Annotated in this window: 15 protein-coding genes; 7 read left to right on the forward strand and 8 right to left on the reverse strand. The window is 68.0% G+C overall.

From position 1 onward, the window contains the following. Nucleotides 1-12: 12 nt before the first annotated feature. Nucleotides 13-291 (reverse strand): hypothetical protein, encoded by a 279-nt coding sequence (locus tag AT701_RS25710; protein ID WP_003896661.1) that lies wholly within the window; start codon nucleotides 289-291, stop codon nucleotides 13-15. Beyond that, complete coding sequence (gene mca / locus AT701_RS25715; RefSeq protein WP_003896662.1) at nucleotides 288-1,154, reverse strand: mycothiol conjugate amidase Mca; 867 nt, start codon at nucleotides 1,152-1,154, stop codon at nucleotides 288-290. The genes AT701_RS25710 and mca overlap by 4 nt, the downstream gene beginning before the upstream one ends. A 127-nt stretch (nucleotides 1,155-1,281) precedes the next feature. Between mca and AT701_RS25720 the strand changes: the two genes are divergently transcribed. The 3 genes from AT701_RS25720 (at nucleotide 1,282) to AT701_RS25730 (ending at nucleotide 3,123) form a co-directional block, all read left to right on the forward strand. After that, nucleotides 1,282-1,710, forward strand: coding sequence for a DUF4307 domain-containing protein (locus AT701_RS25720; protein ID WP_003896663.1), 429 nt, complete (start codon nucleotides 1,282-1,284; stop codon nucleotides 1,708-1,710). A gap of 200 nt (nucleotides 1,711-1,910) precedes the next feature. Then, nucleotides 1,911-2,405 carry a transcription elongation factor GreA gene (gene greA / locus AT701_RS25725; RefSeq protein ID WP_003896664.1) on the forward strand — a complete coding sequence of 165 codons (495 nt, stop codon included), beginning with the start codon at nucleotides 1,911-1,913 and terminating at the stop codon, nucleotides 2,403-2,405. A gap of 37 nt (nucleotides 2,406-2,442) precedes the next feature. After that, complete coding sequence (locus AT701_RS25730; RefSeq protein WP_011730425.1) at nucleotides 2,443-3,123, forward strand: GOLPH3/VPS74 family protein; 681 nt, start codon at nucleotides 2,443-2,445, stop codon at nucleotides 3,121-3,123. An 8-nt stretch (nucleotides 3,124-3,131) separates the two neighbouring features. Here the strand turns inward: AT701_RS25730 and AT701_RS25735 are convergent, their stop codons facing one another. Beyond that, nucleotides 3,132-4,286 (reverse strand): cystathionine gamma-synthase, encoded by a 1,155-nt coding sequence (locus AT701_RS25735; protein ID WP_058126864.1) that lies wholly within the window; start codon nucleotides 4,284-4,286, stop codon nucleotides 3,132-3,134. A 39-nt stretch (nucleotides 4,287-4,325) separates the two neighbouring features. Here AT701_RS25735 and AT701_RS25740 point away from each other — a divergent pair, with 39 nt between their 5' ends. Beyond that, nucleotides 4,326-5,516, forward strand: coding sequence for an acyl-CoA dehydrogenase family protein (locus tag AT701_RS25740; protein ID WP_011730427.1), 1,191 nt, complete (start codon nucleotides 4,326-4,328; stop codon nucleotides 5,514-5,516). On the opposite strand, the gene AT701_RS25745 is transcribed toward AT701_RS25740, so the two are convergent. The 4 genes from AT701_RS25745 to AT701_RS25760 all read right to left on the reverse strand — a co-directional run bounded on the left by AT701_RS25745 (nucleotide 5,500) and on the right by AT701_RS25760 (nucleotide 10,224). Beyond that, the gene (locus tag AT701_RS25745) at nucleotides 5,500-6,237 is read right to left on the reverse strand and encodes an Rv1078 family RDD domain-containing protein (RefSeq protein WP_011730428.1); all 738 of its coding nucleotides are present in this window, start codon (nucleotides 6,235-6,237) and stop codon (nucleotides 5,500-5,502) included. The two genes, AT701_RS25740 and AT701_RS25745, sit on opposite strands and share 17 nt — an antisense overlap. A gap of 87 nt (nucleotides 6,238-6,324) precedes the next feature. Further along, nucleotides 6,325-7,458, reverse strand: coding sequence for a DUF2189 domain-containing protein (locus AT701_RS25750; RefSeq protein WP_011730429.1), 1,134 nt, complete (start codon nucleotides 7,456-7,458; stop codon nucleotides 6,325-6,327). A gap of 307 nt (nucleotides 7,459-7,765) precedes the next feature. Next, on the reverse strand, nucleotides 7,766-9,157 hold the full coding sequence (locus AT701_RS25755; RefSeq protein WP_011730431.1) for a cystathionine beta-synthase: 1,392 nt from the start codon (nucleotides 9,155-9,157) through the stop codon (nucleotides 7,766-7,768). Between the two features lie 29 nt (nucleotides 9,158-9,186). Further along, nucleotides 9,187-10,224, reverse strand: a complete 1,038-nt coding sequence (locus AT701_RS25760) for an alpha/beta hydrolase (RefSeq protein WP_029104481.1) — start codon at nucleotides 10,222-10,224, stop codon at nucleotides 9,187-9,189. A 212-nt stretch (nucleotides 10,225-10,436) separates the two neighbouring features. On the opposite strand from AT701_RS25760, the gene AT701_RS25765 reads away from it, so the two are divergent. The 3 genes from AT701_RS25765 to purT all read left to right on the forward strand — a co-directional run bounded on the left by AT701_RS25765 (nucleotide 10,437) and on the right by purT (nucleotide 13,935). Further along, on the forward strand, nucleotides 10,437-11,390 hold the full coding sequence (locus AT701_RS25765; protein WP_011730433.1) for an SGNH/GDSL hydrolase family protein: 954 nt from the start codon (nucleotides 10,437-10,439) through the stop codon (nucleotides 11,388-11,390). 31 nt (nucleotides 11,391-11,421) lie between these two features. After that, nucleotides 11,422-12,639, forward strand: coding sequence for an acetyl-CoA C-acetyltransferase (locus tag AT701_RS25770; protein WP_058126865.1), 1,218 nt, complete (start codon nucleotides 11,422-11,424; stop codon nucleotides 12,637-12,639). A gap of 93 nt (nucleotides 12,640-12,732) precedes the next feature. Then, on the forward strand, nucleotides 12,733-13,935 hold the full coding sequence (purT, locus tag AT701_RS25775) for a formate-dependent phosphoribosylglycinamide formyltransferase (RefSeq protein WP_003896675.1): 1,203 nt from the start codon (nucleotides 12,733-12,735) through the stop codon (nucleotides 13,933-13,935). Between the two features lie 75 nt (nucleotides 13,936-14,010). Here the strand turns inward: purT and AT701_RS25780 are convergent, their stop codons facing one another. Further along, complete coding sequence (locus AT701_RS25780) at nucleotides 14,011-14,847, reverse strand: Bax inhibitor-1/YccA family protein (protein WP_003896676.1); 837 nt, start codon at nucleotides 14,845-14,847, stop codon at nucleotides 14,011-14,013. Nucleotides 14,848-14,943: the final 96 nt, after the last annotated feature.

Below are 14,943 nucleotides of genomic sequence, written 5' to 3' on the forward strand. Positions count from 1 at the left end.
CCCTAGGCGTGGCTACTCCGAACCCTTGGCCGTTCCGTTCTCCGGGGTGCTGTCCGGTTCGATCACGACGGTGCCCTCGTCGGCCTCTTGATCGGGTTCGGGGTGCTCGGGATCGAACGACTCCGGCAGGTTGCGCAGGTGCCGGTTCATCGACCACACCAGCGCGAACGTGCCGACCAGCAGTACGACGGTGATCAGCAGACCGAACGGTGCGGCCTTGCCGAACTCGGGGCCGGTGTTGCGGGGCTCGTCGGCCAGAAGAGTCACGACGGCCGTCAAGGTGTCGATCATGGCTCGACCCCCTTGAACAGGTCGTCCTCGGGCAGCGTGACCGGCACGCGGGCCCGCGCGAGCTCGAACTCCTCGGTCGGCCACAACCGCTGCTGCCACTCGATCGGGGCGTGGAAGAAGTCGCCCTTGGGATCGATCTGTGTCGCGTGCGCACGCAACGCGTCGTCACGCTGGTGGAAGTACTCCGCGCAGTGCACGCGGGTGGTCACCCGGTTGGCGAACACGTCGTTGTCGGGATCCCAGTGCTCGAGCCATTTGGCGAACGGGCCCTCCTGCCCGTTCTTGGCGAACTCCTCCTGCAGGAGCTGCATGCGCTGACGGAGGAAGCCATGGTTGTAGTACAGCTTCTGCACCGCCCACGGCTCACCGGCGTCGGGATACAGCAGGTGGTCGGCCGCGGCCTCGTACGCGGCCACCGACACCTGGTGGCAGCGGATGTGGTCGGGATGCGGGTAACCACCGTTCTCGTCGTACGTGGTCATCACGTGCGGGCGGAACTCGCGGATCACCCGCACCAGACGCTTGACGGGCTCCTCGAGCGGGACCAGGGCGAAACACCCGTCGGGCAGCGGCGGCAGCGGGTCACCCTCCGGCAATCCGGAGTCGACGAAACCCAGCCAGTGGTGCTCGACACCCAGGATCTCGGCCGCTTTGGCCATCTCGTCACGGCGCACCTCGGCGATCCGGCCGTGGACCTCGGGCAGGTCCATCGCCGGATTGAGAATGTCTCCGCGCTCGCCGCCGGTCAGGGTCACCACCATGACGCGGGCACCCTCGGCCGCGTAGCGCGCGGTGGTTGCCGCACCCTTGCTGGACTCGTCGTCCGGGTGGGCATGCACCGCCATCAACCGCAGTTCACTCATTTCGTTCCATCTAACTACGGCGACCCTTTGCCTAATCCTTCGCCCATGTCCGTTCACCCCGACCGGCCGTTCGGCCGGCCATCTGACGGTGGCTACCCGTTTGTCCCCGCCTATAGTTCCAGTTCTGATGATCGAACGCCCCGCCGCCCGGTACGGATCCCGCGAGCAACCGCGCCTCAGCCGCCGCTGGATCCTGATCGCGGTGGCAGCACTGGTGCTCGTCGCGGGTGTGATCGTCGCGGTCGTGGCGTATCAGCGCTTCGGCAGCGGCGAGGTGAAAGGCGAGCTCACGGGCTATCAACTTCTTGACGACGAAACGGTCCAGGTGACCATCGGGGTCGAGCGGCCCGACCCGTCCAAGCCCGTCGTCTGCATCGTCCGCGCACGGTCGAAAGACGGCAGCGAAACCGGGCGGCGCGAGATCCTGGTCCCGCCGGGAAGCGATCGTGTGGTGCAAGTCACCGCCGAGGTGAAGTCCACGCGCAAACCCGTCATGGGCGACATCTACGGATGCGGCACCGATGTCCCGTCGTACCTGGTGACACCGCAGACCTGAGTGACGCAACCAACACGGAATGGCATTGCGTCGACGACCCGGTGGTACGATTGTGCGATACACGGTTTCCCGCTGGGGCCGTGTATTGCTGCATTAGCGGTCAAAAAACCGCTTGCCGTGCCGGCAATACACGCGCATCCTCCGGGCCTGAACAGACTTTCGTACAAAGCGCGAGACGACGACGACAGGAGCGCGAAGACATGACCGATACCCAGGTCACCTGGCTCACCCAGGAGGCGTTCGACCGGTTGAAGGCGGAGCTGGACCAGCTGATCGCCAACCGGCCGGTGATCGCCGCCGAGATCAACGACCGCCGCGAAGAGGGCGACCTGCGCGAGAACGGCGGCTATCACGCCGCGCGCGAGGAGCAGGGCCAGCAGGAGGCCCGCATCCGCCAGCTGCAGGAGCTGCTCAACAACGCCAAGGTCGGCGAGGCCCCCAAGCAGTCCGGTGTGGCGCTGCCCGGCTCGGTGGTCAAGGTGTACTACGACGACGACGAGAACGACACCGAGACGTTCCTGATCGCCACCCGCCAGGAGGGCATCAGCGACGGCAAGCTCGAGGTCTACTCCCCCAACTCGCCGCTGGGCGGCGCACTGCTCGACGCCAAGGTCGGCGAATCGCGCACCTACACCGTGCCCAGCGGCAACGTGGTGAAGGTGACGCTCGTCAGCGCTGAGCCGTATCAAGGCTGACGCGGCGCCGCCGGGGCGACGCACTACAGTCGGGGGGATGGCGCGGATCGCCGAAGATCTCTTCTTGCTGCTGCTCGACAACGCGTCTGCACAGCCTGGACTCGATCGACGCAGGCGTGAACGTGTGCTCGGTGCCGCGGTGTTGTTGGACCTGGCCTACATGTGCCGTGTCCGGCCTGCCCTGGCCGGTGAACCGGTCCCGGCGGGCCGACTCATCGCGCTGGCCGGGCAGTTTCCGCCCGACCCCGTCGCCGATCCGGCGTTCGAGGTGTTGCGCAGAAAGCCGCTCACCCCGCAGGCCGCGTTGGCCAAGCTCGGCGGGCCGACCCAGACCCACCTTGAGTCACACCTGCAGGCGATGGGTCAGATTCAGCGAGTCCGCATGCCCGGCAAGGGATTTCCGGGACGCGGCCGCTACTGCTGGCCCCTGACCAACCGTGACCGGGTGAGCGGCGCGCGTGCGGCGTTGCTCGCCGCGTTGTTCGACGGGCACAACCCCACGCCGCCGGTCGCCGCGATCATCTGCCTGTTGCACTCGGTCGACGGTTTGGGCGCAGTGCTGAGCCTCAACGAGCGCGGGTGGCGCTGGGTGCATGCCCGCGCCACCGAGATCGCCACGGGCAGTTGGGTCGACGAGAACGCCACGGCACTGCCCGAGATGAACCTGGCGGTCACGACCTCGGCGGTACGCCCGGCGTTGATCGCCCTGCTGGACTGAGAAAGAACTCAGCCCAGGGCCTGCTCCAGGTCGGCCAGCAGGTCCGCTGAGTGCTCGATGCCGACCGACAGCCGCACCAGGTCGTCGGGCACCTCGAGCTGCGAGCCCGCGGTCGACGCGTGGGTCATCGCGCCCGGGTACTCGATCAGCGACTCGACCCCGCCCAGCGACTCGGCGAGGATGAAGATCTCTGTGCGCGAGCACAAGTCACGCGCGGCCTGTGGGCCACCACGCAACCGCACCGACACCATACCGCCGAAGCCGGTCATCTGCCGTGCCGCGACGTCGTGGTTGGGGTGGCTGGGCAGACCGGGGTACAGCACGGTCTGGACCGCGGGATGCCCGTCGAGGAATTCCGCGATCAGCGCGGCGTTCTCGCTGTGCTGACGCATCCGCAGCACCAGGGTCTTCAGTCCGCGCATGGTCAGGTACGCGTCGAACGGTCCGGGCACACCGCCCGCGCCGTTCTGCAGGAACGCGAACGCGGCGTCGAGTTCCTCGTCGTTGGTCAGCAGCGCACCGCCGACGACGTCGGAGTGACCGCCGATGTACTTGGTGGTCGAGTGCAGCACGATGTCGGCGCCCAACAGCAGCGGCTGCTGCAGAGCCGGTGAGGCAAACGTGTTGTCCACCAACACCTTCACACCCGACGACGACGCGATCTGCACTATGCCCGCGATGTCGGCGACGTTCAGCAGCGGGTTGGTCGGGGTCTCGACCCAGATCAGGCGGGTCTTGGGCGTGATCGCCGAGCGCACCGAGTCGAGGTCGCTCAGCGCGGCCGGGGTGTGGCTGATGCCCCAGTGCGTGAAGACCTTGTCGATGAGCCGGAACGTGCCGCCGTAGGCGTCGTCGGGGATCACGACGTGATCGCCCGGACGCAGCACCGCACGCAGCGCGCAGTCGGTGGCGGCCATGCCCGAGCTGAACGCCCGGCCGAAGCGCGCCTCCTCGACCGCGGCCAGCGCGGCCTCGAGGGACTGCCGCGTCGGGTTGCCGGTGCGGGCGTACTCGAACCCGCCGCGGAGCCCACCGACCCCGTCCTGGGCGAACGTCGAGCTGGCGTAGATCGGCGTGTTGACGGCACCGGTCGCCGGGTCAGGCTGGTAACCGGCATGGATGGCTTTCGTGGCCAGACCGTGCCACTTGCGGTGTTCACTCATAACGTGTCGAGCCTATCGGGACGGGTGTAGACATGGACCATGGCTCCATCCAACGCGGCGGCCGGGACGACGGCGGTCGCCGACCTGCTCGACACAGATTCGATGCTCAACCCCGAGGAACTGGAGCTGCGCAGCACCGTACGCCGGTTCGGCGAGCAACGCCTGCGGCCATTTGTCGCAGAGTGGTTCGAATCCGGTTCGGTGCCGGTGCGCGAACTGGCCACCGAGTTCGGCAAGCTGGGCCTGCTCGGCATGCACCTGGAGGGTTACGGCTGCGGCGGCTCATCGGCCACGGCGTACGGCGTCGCCTGCCAGGAACTCGAGGCCGTGGACAGCGGCCTGCGCAGCATGGTGTCGGTGCAGGGATCGCTGGCCATGTTCGCCATCCACGCGCACGGCAGCGAGGAGCAGCGCGAGCAGTGGCTGCCGCGAATGGCCACGGGCGAGGTGATCGGCTGCTTCGGGCTCACCGAACCGGACTTCGGCTCCAACCCGTCGGGTATGCGCACGACCGCGCGGCGCGACGGCTCCGACTGGATCCTCAACGGTTCGAAGATGTGGATCACCAACGGCTCAGTGGCCGACGTCGCGATCGTGTGGGCGCGTTCCGAGGACGGCATCCTGGGGTTCGTGGTGCCGACGGACACCCCGGGCTTCGTCGGCCGCGAGATGAAGCACAAGCTGTCGCTGCGGGCGTCGAACACCTCCGAGTTGCATCTCGACGATGTGCGTCTGCCCGCCGAGGCACAGTTGCCGAACGCCAGAGGGCTGTCGGGCCCGTTGGCGTGCCTCTCCGAGGCGCGTTTCGGCATCGTGTTCGGTTCGGTCGGCGCGGCGCGCGACTGCCTGGAGGCAACGCTGGACTACGTCGGCACCCGTGAGGTGTTCGACAAGACACTCGCGTCCTACCAGATCACGCAGACCAAGATCGCCGACATGGCAGTCGAACTCAGCAAGGCGCAGCTACTGGCGCTGCACCTGGGCAGGCTCAAGGACGCGGGCAGGATCTCCCCCGAGCAGGTCAGCGTCGGCAAGCTCAACAATGTCCGCGAGGCTCTCGAGATCGCCAGGCAGTGCCGAACCCTGTTGGGCGCCAACGGGATCACGCTGGAGTACCCGGTGCTGCGGCACGCCAACAACCTGGAGTCGGTGCTGACCTACGAGGGCACCTCCGAGGTGCACCAGATGGTCATCGCCCAGGCGCTGACCGGTGTCAGCGCATTTCGTTGAACCCCGGCGGATTTTGCGGCGGGTACGGCGGATACGGCTGCTGGTACTGCGGCGCGTAGGCCTGCTGGAACTGCTGCTGCGGCGGATAGGACAACTGCGGCGGCTGCCGGTCGACCGGCACGCACACCGTCGTCATGATCTTGTCGGCCAGGGTCTGCCGCTTGGCGTCCCACAGCGGGAACAGGTAACCGACGTAGCAGATCAGACCGTCGACGATGTGGGCCACCTGGCGCACCAGTGACATCAGGAAGCCGATGGGCTGCCCGGTCTGCTCGCTGACCACCTTGAACTTCATGACGCTCTTGCCGATGCTCTGCCCCGTGGTGCCCTGACGGTAGCCCATGTTCCACACGCCGTACGCGATCGGCGCGAGCGACAGCACGAAGATCAGGACGGCGGCGACAATGCCCACACCGGTGGTGATCTCACCGTCGGAGGACCCCTGGGACGCGCCGGCCAGAATCCCGAAGACGACGAGATAACCGATCACGGTGACAACCGCGATGGGCAACTGATCGATGACGAACGCGATCACCCGGTCGAACCAGGGCGTGTACGCCTGCGGGTTCGGCACGGTCGGCGGCCCGTACGGGCCGGGCACCGGGGTCTGATACGGGTTCGGTTGCCACGGTGGCGGATAACCACCCTGCGGGCCCGGATGACCACCCGGGTGCGGGCCATACGGAGCCGGTCCCGGCCCCTGCGGCGGCAGCTGAGTCATGCGTCGATGATCCCACGCGAAACGGCGCCCACGCCGCGTGACTTTTTGCAGCGTGGGCGCCGTGACGAGACGCCGGAACCTAACGGCTCACTGGGTGGGCGGTGCGATCGGTGCGCCGGTGAGGCGACGGAACGCGTACACCTCGATCAGGGCCACCAGCGGGTAGGCCACGAGAAGTCCGATGCCACAGGCGATCGCGCCCGCGAGCAGCAGCAGGAAGATCACCACGGCGGTGATGAAGACCGTGCCGAAGTTGGCCTTGCTGAGCTCGAAGCTGGTCTTCACCGCGTCCACGCCGGACAGGTTGCGGTCGAGGACCGCGACCGTGGTGAACAGGAAGAGCACCGCGATGATCGCCGAGGCGATCAGCAGCACCGGAACCCCGACGAACAGGTAGCCCGGTACGAAGAACCCCGGGAACAGCAGGATCGCCGCCACCACGAAGTTGATCACGCCGACGATCACCGTCGCGATGATGACGTCACCGACGTTGCGCGGCTTGAAGAACGACCCGATGGTCACCGGTTGCCCGTTGGCGATCTCCAAAACGCCGCTGATGTAAGCGGCTTGGATGACGGCGGTGACGATGAGCGTGATGATGGCGCCGATGATCGAGACGACGCCGCCGCCGGTCGCCATCGACAGTTCGAAGCCGTCGGCCGAGCTGGTCGAGGTGAACGCTCCGGAGATGCCGTTGACGATGCCCTGCAGGATGGCGTAGACCAGCCCGAACACCAGTGCGGGAACGATCATCTCGACGGCGTGCTTGGAGAACTTGTTCCAGGCCCACGAGAACGCGTCGCCGACGCTGTAGGCGCCACCGAAGCCCGGCGCACCCACCGGGGCGTAACCCCCGGGCTGACCGAAGCCGCCTGCGGGCGGGTATCCCGCGCCTGGTCCGCCCGGGTAACCCGGCGGCGGGTAGCCCGCCGCTCCCGGCGGAGGCGGCGGCGGATAGCTTCCGCCCTGCGGCGGCGGAGGCGGTGGGTAACCGCCGGGGGGCGGCGGCGGGAAGCCACCCTGCGGAGGAGGCGGGTAGCCTCCCGGCGGCGGGGGTGGCGGGTAACCGCCCTGCGGTGGCGGGCCGAAACCGCCCGGTTGCGCAGGGGGATAGCCGCCGTCCGGCGGCGGGGGCGGCGGGTAGCCGCCGTCGGGCGGCGGGGGCGGCGGGTAGCCGCCGTCGGGCGGCGGCGGGTTGTTGCCCGGAGGCTGATCAGTCACGTTGCAAGCTCTCCTCACCTCGGATAGCGACCGCGGCACGGCCGCGACTTTCTACCAGCACCTGGATGCGGCGCGAACGAACAACTCCACAGGCAGATTACGCATCGCACGCGCCGTCGTTAGCTGCTTCGACATGGCCGCAACCTGCGTCGGCAAGACCACGGGCGGTCGTGTATGGCCGGTCATGGCGCCTTCCCGTCGGGTTTGCTGACCCTGAGCGAGCCCACCTTACCTGGGAAGCCGCTGACAGCAGCGCATTCCACGCGGCGTGCGCGGAATCTGCGGACGCGGCGCGGATGGGGGCAACCTAGTGCCGGTAACCGCCCTCGGACAGGAACCCCAGCAGGTCGTGCCTGGTCAGCACACCGACGGGCTTGCCGTCCTCGACCACCATCACGGCGTCGGATTCACGAAGGGTCTTGGCGGCCGTGCTGACCAGTTCACCGGCGCCGATCAGCGGCAGCGGCGGGCTCATGTGCTCGGCGACCGCGTCGGCCAGCTTGGCGCGGCCCTCGAACACCGCCGAGAGCAGTTCGCGCTCGGAGACGCTGCCTGCCACCTCGCCTGCCATCACGGGCGGCTCCGCGCCGACGACGGGCATCTGGGAGACGCCGTACTCGCGCAGGATCCCGATCGCGTCGCGCACGGTTTCCGACGGATGCGTGTGCACCAGGTCGGGCAGTGCACCCGACTTGCCGCGCAACACGTCACCGACGGTCTTCTCGACGCTGCCGTCGAGGCGGGTGCGCAGGAAACCGTAGGACGACATCCACGCGTCGTTGAAAATCTTTGACAGATAACCACGTCCACCGTCGGGCAGCAGCACCACGACCACGGCGTCGGGCCCGGCCTTGCGGGCCACCTCGATGGCGGCGACGACGGCCATGCCGCACGATCCGCCGACCAGCAGGGCCTCTTCACGTGCGAGTCGCCGGGTCATCTCGAACGAGTCGGCGTCGGACACCGCGATGATCTCGTCGGGGACCGAAGGATCGTAGGCCGTGGGCCAGAAGTCCTCGCCGACACCTTCGACGAGGTAGGGCCGGCCCGTGCCGCCCGAGTACACCGAGCCCTCGGGATCGGCGCCGATGACCTTGACCTTGCCGCCCGAGACCTCCTTGAGGTAGCGGCCGGTGCCGGTGATGGTCCCGCCGGTGCCCACACCCGCGACGAAGTGTGTGATCTTGCCTTCGGTGTCGGCCCAGATCTCGGGGCCGGTGGTCTCATAGTGGCTCTCCGGGCCCATCTGGTTGGAGTACTGGTCGGGCTTCCAGGCGCCCTCGATCTCGGTGACCAGGCGGTTGGAGACGCTGTAGTAGCTGTCCGGATGGTCCGGCGGAACCGCCGTCGGGCACACCACGACCTCGGCGCCGTACGCGCGCAGGACATTCCGCTTGTCCTCGCTGACCTTGTCAGGGCAGACGAAGACGCACTTGTAGCCGCGCTGCTGGGCCACCAGGGCCAGGCCGACGCCGGTGTTGCCCGAGGTGGGTTCGACGATGGTGCCGCCCGGTTTGAGCTCACCGCTGACCTCGGCGGCCTCGATCATCTTGAGCGCGATGCGGTCCTTGGAGCTGCCGCCGGGGTTGAGGTACTCGATTTTCGCCGCCACCAGGCCTGCCCCTTCGGGGACCACCGAGTTCAGCTGGACCAGCGGGGTGTTACCGATGAGCTCACTGATGTGCCTGGCTATGCGCATACGTCAATGGTCTCAGGCGCGCGAAAGGCTCACCACGTCGCCTCACGTATGTAGGCGCCGATCTGCCGCAACGAGCGCTTGGCCTCGGGCACCAGGTTGCCCGCGATCTGGAAGACGTGCATCTGACCAGGCCAAACATGGACCTCGACGGGAACACCCGCGGCGCACAGCATGCGTGCGGCCTTGCGCGCGTCGCTGATCAGCACCTCCGAGCCGGACACGTGGATCAGCGTGCGCGGCAGGCCCGGCTCGATGTGGTCGAGCGGTTCGTAGACCTGTTCGCCGTTGCGCGCGGCGGCGGCCTCGACGATCTCGACGAGCGCGTCGAACGCCTTGGGCGGGAACATCGCGTCGCGCCGGGCGTTGGGGTGCTCGGCCCGCGCGCGGTTGTCGATCTCGTACAGCGGCGACATCGCCACCAACGCGGCGGGCACCTCGCCGTCGTCGAGCAGCCGTTCGGCCAGTGCGAGCCCCAGATAACCGCCCGCGGAGTCACCCGCGACGACGATCTGTTCGGGTTCGTAGCCCGCGCGACGCAGCCACACGTAGGCGTCGTAACAGTCGTCGACGGCCGTGCCCACCGAATGCTTGGGCACCATGCGGTAATCGACCACCAGCACGGGGCTGTCGGCGTACTCCGACAACGAGGTCGCCATGCCGCCGTGGGTGTTGGAACCGCACGCCAGGAACGCCCCGCCGTGCAGGTACAGGATCACGCTTCGGGTGCCGTCGGCGGGCAGTACCCCGTCGGCGCGGATGAGCTGCGCGGTGCAGTTCGGCAGCGCGATGGTGGCCTTGATGGTCCCCGGACTGGGCCGCAGCATCCGTGCCGCGAAGTTCAGCGCCCCGAACGGCCACGGGAGATGTGGCACACGGCTACCGATTGCCAGCGTCGGACGAATTGTCAGCATCGCCGCCAGCGAAGCGAGTCGACCGGCGACGCTTGTGCCGTCCTCGACGATCTCTACCGGCGCCGAGTCACTGACCGGAAATTTACGCGTGCGATACGCCCCACCTGGGCCTATGCCGGCACGAGGTGACCTGGTTACCTTGCTCGGTGCGGTCATCGCCACCACTCCCTACGACGGTGTAGAACGGTGAGCTAAATCACTTCAGACAACCCGGGTAACTTAGCTTGACACTTCTGAGAAGTTCAACGTTCAAACAAGGCGTTTCGATACCGGACCTCCCACTGGTTGATACCGCTTCGTGATCGCCCCGCCGGTCCGCACCGCGGACAAGGGGCCGGACAGGGCCGTGGCGCACCTAAACTGAACCCGTGGGCACACGTGCACCGCGTCGGTCGACCGTCGCCCTGGCGGCCGCGGCCACGCTGGCGTCAACCGGCTCCGCAGTCATCGGGGCGCGGAACCTGCTGAACGGGCAGGCCGCGCAAGCCCGCCGGACCATCCCCAAGGCCTGGGCCATCCCGCCCCGCGCCGACGGCGTCTACTCACCCGGCGGCGGGCCGGTGGAGCGCTGGGAACGGGGCGTGCCGTTCGATCTGCACCTGATGATCTTCGGTGACTCCACCGCGACCGGATACGGCTGTCACTCCGCCGACGAGGTGCCAGGCGTGCTGCTGGCACGTGGTGTCGCCGAGCAGTTCGGGCAGCGAATCCGGTTGAGCACCAAAGCCATCGTCGGCGCGACGTCCAAGGGCCTGTCCGGACAGATCGACGCCATGTTCGTGGCGGGGCCGCCGCCGGACGCCGCGGTCATCATGATCGGCGCCAACGACATCACCAAGCCCAACGGCATCGGACCTTCGGCGCGCAGGCTCGGCGCGGGCGTCTCGCGGCTGCGCTCGGCGGGCGCGGCGGTGGTGGTCGGTACGTGCCCGGATTTCGGCGTCATCACGGCCATTCCGCAGCCGCTGCGCTGGTACGCGCGCAGCCGCGGCCTTCGGCTGGCGCGCGCGCAGGCGCACGCCGTGCGCGCCGCGGGGGGTGTGCCCGTCCCGTTCTCCGACCTGCTCACCCCGGAGTTCCACAAGACGCCGGAACTGCTGTTCAGCGAGGACATGTTCCACCCGTCGGCGGCCGGTTACGCGCTGGCGGCCAGCCAGCTGCTGCCCGCCCTGTGTAATGCCTTGGGCCAGTGGGACGGTGACGATGCCCTGGAGACGGGCGCGGCCGACACGTCCTCGCTGTGGTCGCGGCTGGGCGCCATGAGCCGGTTGTGGCGGCGTTCCACCGGGGTGCCCGCCCCTGTGGTTGCGGCTGCGAGCTAGGTTCGTCTGAGCCACCTGATGAGGAGTTCTCATGCCTGAAGCCGTAATCGTTGCCACTGCCCGCTCCCCGATCGGTCGCGCCGGTAAGGGGTCGCTCGTCGAGATGCGCCCCGACGACCTGGCCGCCCAGATGGTCAAGGCCGTGCTCGACAAGGTTCCCGCGCTCGATCCGCGCGACATCGACGACCTGATCATGGGCTGCGGCCAGCCCGGCGGCGAGGCCGGGTTCAACATCGGCCGTGCGGTCGCGGTGCAGCTCGGTTACGACTTCCTGCCCGGCACCACGGTCAACCGGTACTGCTCGTCGTCGCTGCAGACCACCCGGATGGCATTCCACGCCATCAAGGCCGGTGAGGGGCACGCGTTCATCTCCGCGGGCGTCGAGACCGTCTCGCGCTTCGCCAAGGGCAACGCCGACGGCTGGCCCGACACCAAGAACCCGCTGTACGCCGACGCCATGAAGCGTTCCGATGAGGCGGCCGCGGGTGCCGAGGAATGGCACGACCCGCGTGAGGACGGCGCGCTGCCCGACGTCTACATCGCCATGGGCCAGACCGCCGAGAACGTCGCGCTGCACACCGGCATCAGCCGTGAGGACCAGGACCACTGGGGCGTCCGCTCGCAGAACCGCGCCGAGGAGGCCATCAACAGCGGCTTCTTCGAGCGTGAGATCACGCCGGTGACGCTGCCCGACGGCACCGTGGTGTCCAAGGACGACGGCCCGCGCGCCGGCACCACCTACGAGAAGATCAGCCAGCTCAAGCCGGTGTTCCGGCCCAACGGCACGGTCACCGCGGGCAACGCCTGCCCGCTCAACGACGGCGCCGCGGCGCTCGTGGTGATGTCCGATGTGCGCGCCAAGGAACTCGGCCTGACACCGCTGGCCCGCATCGTGTCGACGGGTGTTTCGGGGCTGTCGCCCGAGATCATGGGCCTCGGCCCGATCGAGGCCGTCAAGAAGGCCCTCGCCAACGCGAACATGACGATCGGCGACATCGACCTCTACGAGATCAACGAGGCGTTCGCGGTGCAGGTCCTCGGCTCGGCACGCGCGCTCGGCATGGACGAGGACAAGCTCAACGTCTCGGGCGGTGCGATCGCGCTCGGCCATCCGTTCGGGATGACCGGTGCCCGCATCACCGCGACGCTGCTCAACAATCTGCAGACCCACGACAAGACCTTCGGCATCGAGACCATGTGTGTCGGTGGCGGTCAGGGCATGGCAATGGTCGTGGAGCGCCTCTCCTAGTCGGTACGTGCACGCTGCGGCGCGGGTCACCGGTCGGTCCGGCCCCGCGCCGCGGCGTCGAATCCTCGGGTGACCCCATAGAATGCCGTCCCGATGACCACCATCGGAACGCCGCTGTCACCGCGCGCCACGAAAGTCATGCTGCTGGGCTCGGGTGAGCTGGGCCGCGAAGTGCTGATCGCGCTGCAGCGCCTCGGCGTCGAGACCATCGCCGTCGACCGCTACGAGAACGCGCCCGGCCACCAGGTCGCCCACCACGCGCGCACCATCGCGATGTCAGACCCGGATCAGCTGCGGGCGCTCATCGAGGCCGAGCGGCCCGATCTGGTGGTCCCCGAGATCGAGGCCATCGCCACCCCGGTCCTGGAGGCCCTTGAGGCCGAGGGCGTGACGACGGTGATCCCCACCGCCCGCGCGACCCGCCTGACCATGGACCGCGAGGGCATCCGTCGTCTGGCCGCCGAGACCCTGGGCGTGCCGACCAGCCCGTACCGGTTCTGCGACTCGCTCGCCGAACTGCAGGCCGCCATCGACGACGAGATCGGCTACCCGTGCGTCGTCAAGCCCGTGATGAGCAGTTCCGGCAAAGGCCAGTCGAAGATCAACGGACCCGACGAGGTCGCCGCGGCCTGGGAGTACGCCATGGCCGGCGGCCGGGTCAGCCACACCCGGATCATCGTGGAGGGGTTCGTCGACTTCGATTACGAGATCACGCTTCTGACGGTGCGCGCGCGAGGCGCCGACGGCGAGATCGCGACGCAGTTCTGCGAGCCCATCGGTCACCGGCAGGTCGGCGGTGACTACGTCGAGAGCTGGCAGCCGCATCCGATGCCCGCGACCGCGCTCGAACGCGCCCAGGAGATCGCCGGTGCGGTGACCGGAAACCTCGGCGGTCAGGGCATCTTCGGCGTCGAACTGTTCGTCAAGGGCGACCAGGTCTGGTTCAGCGAGGTCAGCCCGCGTCCGCACGACACCGGCATGGTGACGATGGTGACGCAGTGGCAGAACGAGTTCGAACTGCACGCCCGCGCCATCCTCGGCCTGCCCGTCGACACCACGCTGCGGGCCCCGGGCGCCAGCGCGGTGATCTACGGCGGCGTGGACGCCACCGGCGTCGTGTTCGACGGGGTCGACGCCGCACTGCAGGTGCCGCACACCGACATCCGGCTGTTCGGCAAGCCCGAGAGCTTCGTCAAACGCCGCATGGGCGTCGCGCTGGCGTTCGACGACGACGTCCAGACCGCGCGCCGCAACGCCGCCGAGGCAGCCAGCCGGATGAAGCCGCGGGCCGTCTGAGCCACGCCGCCACAAGAACCGCGGCCACAAGAAAAAGGCGCCCGCTGTCGCGGACGCCTTTCTCGGGTGTGACTGCTAGTCGTTGTTGAAGTACGACAGCAGTCGCAGGATCTCGATGTACAGCCAGACCAGGGTCACGGTCAGGCCGAGGGCGATGCCCCAGGCGGCCTTCTCGGGCGCGCCGGCGCGGATCATCTGATCGGCTGCGTCGAAGTCGATCAGGAAGCTGAACGCGGCCAGGCCGATGCACAGCAGCGAGAACCCGATGGCCAGCGGGCCACCGTCGGTCAGCGGGGCGTTGCCGGTGAAGATCGCGAACAGGATGTTGACGATCGCGAGCGCGACCACACCGAAGATGCCGGCGATGATCATGCGGGTGAACTTCGGGGTCACGCGGATGGCGCCGGTCTTGTAGACCACCAGCATGCCGAAGAACACACCGAAGGTGGCGACCACCGCCTGGAAGATCATCGCGGGGCCGCCGCTGGAGACCAGGTTCGCGAACAGGAACGATGCCGAGCCGACGAACAGACCCTCGAACGCCGCGTAGCTCAGCACGATCGCCGGGTTGTCCTGCTTGCGCCCGAACGTCGCGATGAGGACCAGGACCAGGCCGCCGATCGAGCCGAGGAAGAACGTCGGCATCATCAGGCCGGGGTTGCCTGCGACGAGGAAGTAGGACACCACACCGACGAGCGACACGATGGCCAGCGAGATACCGGTCCGCGTGACGACATCGTCGATGGTCAGCGGGCGGGCGACGCCGGGCTGCTGCTTGTCGAGGTACTCAGGCGCATACTGCTGTGCGTGCACCTGCTGCGCACCGTAGCCTGCGGCTCCGGTACCAAATGTTGCGTATCCGCCCTGCGTCTTGGGCAGGCTGCGGAATACCGGGTTGCTGCTCTCGCGCACCGTGGTTCCTCTCCTATGAGATGTGTTCGGGTTACGAACTACATGGTCAACGTTCGAAGATCTCGGCGGGTTCCCTCTTGAGGGAGAAAAACTCCC

The organism is Mycolicibacterium smegmatis (genome assembly GCF_001457595.1).
GTDB classification, from domain to species: Bacteria; Actinomycetota; Actinomycetes; order Mycobacteriales; family Mycobacteriaceae; genus Mycobacterium; species Mycobacterium smegmatis.